General features: G+C 39.4%; 5 protein-coding genes. 4 read left to right on the top strand and 1 reads right to left on the bottom strand.

The features are described from left to right. Positions 1-38 precede the first annotated feature (38 nt). Positions 39-1415, bottom strand: coding sequence for a YjiH family protein (locus tag N782_RS14245; RefSeq protein WP_036821467.1), 1377 nt, complete (start codon positions 1413-1415; stop codon positions 39-41). Positions 1416-1632: 217 nt separating this feature from the next. On the opposite strand from N782_RS14245, the gene N782_RS14250 reads away from it, so the two are divergent. The 4 genes from N782_RS14250 (at position 1633) to N782_RS14265 (ending at position 6062) form a co-directional block, all read left to right on the top strand. After that, the gene (locus N782_RS14250; RefSeq protein WP_036821470.1) at positions 1633-2214 is read left to right on the top strand and encodes a YdcF family protein; all 582 of its coding nucleotides are present in this window, start codon (positions 1633-1635) and stop codon (positions 2212-2214) included. Between the two features lie 483 nt (positions 2215-2697). Continuing rightward, positions 2698-4629, top strand: coding sequence for an endonuclease MutS2 (locus N782_RS14255; RefSeq protein WP_036821472.1), 1932 nt, complete (start codon positions 2698-2700; stop codon positions 4627-4629). A 115-nt stretch (positions 4630-4744) separates the two neighbouring features. Continuing rightward, on the top strand, positions 4745-5500 hold the full coding sequence (locus N782_RS14260) for a (S)-benzoin forming benzil reductase (protein WP_036821475.1): 756 nt from the start codon (positions 4745-4747) through the stop codon (positions 5498-5500). 10 nt (positions 5501-5510) lie between these two features. Continuing rightward, entirely contained in the window at positions 5511-6062 is a 552-nt protein-coding gene (locus N782_RS14265) for a thioredoxin family protein (RefSeq protein ID WP_036821480.1), read from the top strand. Positions 6063-6793: the final 731 nt, after the last annotated feature.

The raw sequence follows: 6793 nt of genomic DNA on the forward strand, positions 1-6793 counted from the left end.
CAGCACCAACATATACAGCCGCCTTGCGCTTTTGTACATTATAGTAGCCAATGAGCCATTAGTGTAATGATAGGTAGTGTAATAATTGTACGTTGGATAAATATAACGGCAAGTTCCCAGAATTTAATTGGGATTTTGGATTTTAATAGAAGTACGCCTATTTCAGACATATAAATCAGCTGTGTAATCGATACGCCAGCAATGATGAAACGAGTTAATTCGCTCTCGATATTTTTCCCGATAACGGCTGGTAGGAACATGTCTGCAAAACCTACGATCATAGCTGGTGCTGCTGCACTAGCTTCAGGGATGTTCATCCATTGTAGCACGGGAACGATTGGAGCAGACAACCATGTGAAAATTGGCGTGAATTCAGCTAGAATCAGTGCTACTGTACCGAGTGCCATCACAATCGGCAATAAGCCAAACCAAATGTCTAATACGTTGGTAAATCCTTTTTTGAATACGTATCCTAAGCTGCTAACGGAGTTCGCTTTTGATACCGCAAGTTCCGTTCCCCATTTCGTAATGGACTTGCCTTCTGGTACATCCTCAGAAATTTGCTTTCCAACTGGTTCGTGATACGTCTTTTTCTTTAGAGATAATGGTGGAATACGAGGCATGATAATGGCTGCCACGATAACGGCTACTGTAATAGAAAAATAGAATGGGACGAATAAGTGCTCAAGTCCAATAAAGCTAATAACCACAAGACTGAATGCAATAGAATTGATAGAGAAGTTCGACGCAATGACGGACGCTTCCCGCTTGTCATAGTAGCCTTGTTCATATTGTTGTGTCGTAATTAGAACACCTACAGGTCCTGCTCCCATCCATGATGCAGTGGCATCGATAGAAGAACGACCTGGTAGAGTGAATAATGGCCTCATAATTTTACGAAGCATCGTTCCTACGAATTCCATCAAACCAAATTCCATTAAGAATGGCATTAATAAAGCTGCGAATAAAAACCATGTCGTAAGTACAGGGATTAAGGAATATAAAACGGTCCCCCCACTAGCCTCAGACCAAATCCATTCTGGTCCTAGTTGGAAAAGAGTCAAAATGGCCAATAACGCTCCTAGTAAACGCAAGCTCGTCCACAATGGAGAGATTGAGAATAGTTGTTGAAGAATTGGTTTGTTCATCCAAGCAGGCTTCATCGTTACTTGCACAAAAGCTAGAATGGAAGAAACAAGTATCAATGTTGTCATAATAGCTGGTAATTGAGCGGATAGTAATCCTTGAACAGATTCAGCTAATATTCCTACCCCTATTGTAATTTTTCCTTGAAAAGGGATAGGTACTAAGAATAGTAGAATTCCTATAAGGGAAGGGATTAGGAATTTTAAGTGTCCTGATTCTAGTACGGATTTCTTTTGTGTGGATTGGTGGGCTACTGTTTCTTCATTCATTCTGGATAAACCTCCTGTACGTCTAATAACTGTTGTTGATAAATATACATGATTATGATTTTTTATGCAATGGAAGTTTTAAATAAAATTACGAATCTATTACTTGTGTAAAATATATACATTTGAGAGGGGATAACCGTAAATAGTTGTTTTCATTCTTTAACTTGTGATACGTTTTGTTGGAGGAACTGTATAGGAAGGTAGAAGGTGGATAGAAATGAAGAAACTATTTGGTTTTCTATTGCTAGCTATGTTCGCTTACGTTCTGTATTCTGGCTATTCGATGTGGACGTATTCCACGAACTATCCTCCGGAACATACCGATGCGGCTATTGTCCTTGGGGCAGCAGCCTATCATGACGATCCTTCGCCTGTATTTGAAGAGCGGATTAAACATGGATTGAAGTTGTATGAAGACGAATATGTTGATAAGCTCGTTTTCACAGGTGGAAAAGGTTCAGGAGCGGCCTATGCAGAGGCGGAAGTTGCAAAAATGTATGCCATTGAACATGGGGTTCCTGAGAATGATATTGTGATTGAAACCTCCTCTACAATCACAGAGGAAAATTTAAAAAACGCAAAGTCAATAGGGGATACATCAGAAATAGACTCATATACAATCGTTAGTGATCCTTTTCATACAAAACGAGCTTTAGCAATGGCGCATAATCTAGATATGAATGCAATTGCTTCCCCTACGAAGACCTCAAGGTATAGAAGCCTCGAAACGAAGGTGCCTTTTTTCCTTAGAGAGTGGGCGTTTTATTTAGGGTACGAGGCAGCTTCCCTTATACGTTGAATTGACAAAAGTGGAAGCAATACAGTATGATAAAAACAGAAATAAAGACAAATCATTATTCAATCGACTCTCAATCCAAGGAGTATGTTTTATGAAGGTTATTGTTCTTAACTAACACGTAATTTAATACGGTCTCAAGAAAGTGCAAAAGCTTACTACAAGGTAAGCTGTGTTTGTTATACACTTTTTTGAGTAGTTAAGAACAATGAATCATAGCAAAGCAAATTGGGTTACGTGAAACGCTATGGCATATGTGTCATAGCGTTTTTTGTCTCTGGTATAAGGATGGATATGTAAACCGTCTTATTCCTAACCAGAGTTACGTACCATCCCAGCGATTGAATAATGAATCGCCTAGGCTAAGCTGCAATGATCTCATTCATTGCAGCTTTTTATATTTTATAGCTAGGCTTTTGTCTTCTCCAAGGCTTGCCGTACGGTGAGTTTTATAAAATGATATCTATTTAATAGGAGGAACTGGAATTGAATCAATATGCATTTCAGGCACTAGAATGCGATTGGGTATTGAATGAGGTTGCCCATTATGCATTAACGAGTAAAGGAAAAGAAACGATACAATCGCTTCAACCGTCTCTTCATACAAAACAAATCGATCGATGGTTAGAAGAGGTTAGTGAAGCGGTACAAATACTAAATATAAGTTCAAGTGTCCCCATTCATAGTTTGGATGATGTAACAGGGATGTTGGAGTATGGAAAGAAAGGGATGTTTATTAGGCCTGATCAATTCAAGAAGTTAGAGTCGTTTCTTGACCATTGCTCTAAGTTAAAACGATTTATGAAGGATAAAGGATATGTTGCTCCGACGATTGCTACGTATGCAGATTCGATTGAAGATTTGAGTGACTTGGAATCTGATATTCAAAGCTGTATTCGGCACGGGCAAGTAGATGATTATGCATCAAAGGAGCTAGCCAAACTACGCAAACAAATTCACGCGCAGCTAACAAAGTTAAAAGATAAGATTCATCATCTTGCCAAGTCTAAAAAGCTTTCCCCCTATTTGCAGGAGACCGTCGTAGCTGAAAAAAATGGTCGCTTTGTCGTGCCTATTAAATCAAGCTACCGAACGAAAGTAAAAGGGACTGTCATTGACTCCTCTGCTTCAGGAGCTACGGTTTTCATTGAACCAGAAGAGATTACAGCTATGCAGGAAGAGTTAGAAATGCTTCGACTGGCCGAAGAGCGAGAGGTGGAGCAGGTGCTCTATTATTTAACTGCACTTGTATTGGAGCGAGAGCATGAGCTGAGTGTGGCTGTTGAAACGATGCATCAATATGATGTCATTTTTGCGAAGGCTCATTATAGTAAGCAACTAAACGCTGCTCCTGCCACTATAAATGAAGACTATACGATTGACCTAAAGGAAGCTCGTCACCCACTACTTGGCGAAAAAGCCGTCCCATTAACGGTGCATCTAGGATCTGACCAATATGCATTAGTTATTACTGGGCCGAATACGGGAGGTAAGACCGTTACGTTAAAAACGATTGGGCTGTTAACGTTTATGACCCAGGTCGGGTTGCATATTCCCGCAGAAAAAGGGAGCACACTCCATTTATTTCATGATATTTTTGTCGACATTGGAGATGGTCAGAGCATTACAGAGAACCTGAGTACGTTTAGCTCCAGACTAGTGAATATCATTCATATTCTGCAGGAAGCGAATGACCATAGTTTAGTTTTACTAGATGAATTAGGTTCCGGAACAGATCCTACAGAAGGCATGGGGCTTGCGACAGCGATATTGGACCAACTGTATCAAAAGGGGGCAACGATTTTTGCGACCACGCACTATAATGAGATGAAGGATTTTGCAGAGGAAAAAGAAGGCTTTCTCAATGGCTCGATGGAGTTTGATTTAGAAACCTTACGCCCAACGTACCGATTGTTGTTAGATACGACCGGAAAAAGTCAGGCCTTCCAAATTGCACTGAAACTAGGGATGCACCCTGCGATTATAGAAAAGGCTCATTCCATCTCGTATAAAGAAGAAGCAACTTATTCATCAGCAGATACAGATACCAAACAAAGTGATTTGGCAAAACAAGTTGCAGTGAATCGATATGCAAGGCAATCATCCTCCAAAGAAAAAGCAAAACCGGAGGATCGCATCCCTCACTATGATATGGGAGATAACGTTACGGTTCTAGCTACAGGGGAAACCGGCATTGTCTATAAAGGACCTGATAAAAAAGGGAATTATATTGTTCAAATTAAAGGAGAAAAACAAACACTAAACCACAAGCGCATCCAACTGCATATCCCTGCTAAAGATTTATATCCAGATGATTATGATTTTGATATCATCTTCAAATCGAAAGAGTATCGTAAGGTTAGAAAACAACTAGATCGTAAGCATGTCGAAGGATTAACGTTAGATGAAGAAGATTGAAGCATGAAGAGCCTATAAGAGGGGTACCCTCATTATAGGCTCTTTTATTAGGTTTCACAAAATAGGTATGATACGTTCGTTATAGGTAGATTAGCAAAATGTATGGAGGGATAACATGAAATATGCAGTGGTAACGGGTGTCTCGAAAGGTTTAGGGGATTCTGTTGCACAGCAGTTGATGGAGGAAGGTATTCATATTTTAGGTGTTTCTCGTTCTGACAATGCGGAATTAAAGGAAATGGCTAAGAAAAATGAGGTTTCCTATACACATTATACTTGCGATTTATCATCGATTGATGACTTAGAGCGTGTATTCACACTCATCACTAATCATATTAGCGATAATCAGCCTGAAGGTATTTACGTCGTGAATAATGCAGGCGTTGTAGAACCGATTGATCATGTGGGTGCTTTAGAATCAGAGAAGGTCGTGCAGCATGTGCATGTTAATCTGATTGCACCTATGCTTATTACGAATCTTTTCTATAATAAAGTGAACGAGACGCCAGTTACAATTGTGAATATTACGTCTGGTGCTGCCAACAGGTCAGTGTATGGCTGGAGTGTATATGGTAGTACAAAAGCAGGGTTAAATCTCTTTACGGAAACAGCCGCAATGGAGCAAGAACAACGAAATGGTCTTCATACATCCATTGCGTTTAGTCCTGGTGTAATGGACACGGATATGCAGGAAGATATTCGTTCTTCTTCTGAAGACGCCTTTGCTGATGTAGACAAATTTAAAGAATTGAAAGAAAAAGGGATGTTGCGTGACACGAATACAGTTGCTCAAGCTCTACGAAAACTGTTATTCACACAACCATTAGAAAACGGACAAGTGTACCATGTAAACGACTTACTAGACGAATGAGGTGAACGGAATGAATTTGAACGAATGGTTCGATAAAGGTGTGACCCCACAAGAATACGTAAGTGCTATGACGAAGAACCAAGATAACTTAATGCATGTATATAATCATTTTACATTGCCGGAAGATCAACGCTTCTTTGAAAAGATAAAAGAGCAGAAGCTGCGAGTAATTGTCCTTACAGAAGATTGGTGTGGGGATGCGATGTTAAACATCCCAATCCTATTAAAACTTTCTGAGCAGACAAATATGGAGGTACGCTTACTTAATAGGGATGAAAATTTGGAACTGATGGATCAATACCTAACCAATGGTTCCTCTCGTGCCATTCCGATTTTTATCTTTATCAATGAAAAAGGGGAGGAAGTTGCTGTATGGGGCCCACGTGCTCCTGAATTACAACAACTCGTAGACAACGGCCGAGAAAACCTGCCGAGTCAAGATAACCCTATTTTCGAGGAAAAGCAAAAAGAAATGATACTATTTCTAACGAAAGCGTATCGAGAAAACCAGGAATTATGGTCCCATGTGTATAATAGTATTAAATCAACACTAGAAAAATAAGCAAAGCTCCCAGTACTTTTTACTGGGAGCTTTGTTGTATAGGAGAAAACTTTTTTTATGAGAAACTTTAAATTCTTCCGCAGGAGTCTCCCCGTTCCCCTACCAATCATGCTGGAAGTTTTGCAATCGGACTTTAGACAATACGTAGGACATCTTCTAAAGGACATATATGCTCTTATTTACTGTAAAAAACCTCTTTTGGAGAGGTGAACGGACATATAGTACCTTATCTGTGAAAAAACACACTACTTTAAGGTGTTTTTGGCTAAATAGCGAACTGGATGTCCGTTTCAAATGCAAAATAGCCTTCAAATCGAAGAATAAGACACTGTATGTCCGTTTGCATAGCACCACTTTGTGTATTAAACCATTCCTCGTTTCTGGAATACCATGATTTAGAAAACGCCCCATCCCTCCCGCAAAATGGAGAGAAGCGGAAACATGACTCTTTTTTAGCCTATGATAAGAAATTTGTTTTGAACTCTAGTCTCCAAGATAATGGGGCAAACCAGTACTATTAAACTTTTGCAAACAGGAAGGAAAACATTTACAATCAGGTTTAATATGAACAATTAGAAAGGCTGTGTTAAAGTTTGTTGTTGATATAATAATGAAATAGTTTTATGTTCTTCCATAATAGCACCATAATATTGAAGACTTGAATTCGAGATATATTGGGGATGAGAGATGTTTCCGTTGTTTTAGTAAGAATAAAGGTGGCCGTGGAACAA

Origin of the sequence: Pontibacillus yanchengensis Y32 (genome assembly GCF_000770635.1) — a bacterium.
Classification (GTDB): Bacteria; Bacillota; Bacilli; order Bacillales; family BH030062; genus Pontibacillus; species Pontibacillus yanchengensis.

Coding starts and splice junctions, on each gene's coding strand:
- N782_RS14250 (WP_036821470.1), top strand. CDS start 1,633: ATGAAGAAACTATTTGGTTTTCTATTGCTAGCTATGTTCGCTTACGTT.
- N782_RS14265 (WP_036821480.1), top strand. CDS start 5,511: ATGAATTTGAACGAATGGTTCGATAAAGGTGTGACCCCACAAGAATAC.
- N782_RS14260 (WP_036821475.1), top strand. CDS start 4,745: ATGAAATATGCAGTGGTAACGGGTGTCTCGAAAGGTTTAGGGGATTCT.
- N782_RS14245 (WP_036821467.1), bottom strand. CDS start 1,415: ATGAATGAAGAAACAGTAGCCCACCAATCCACACAAAAGAAATCCGTA.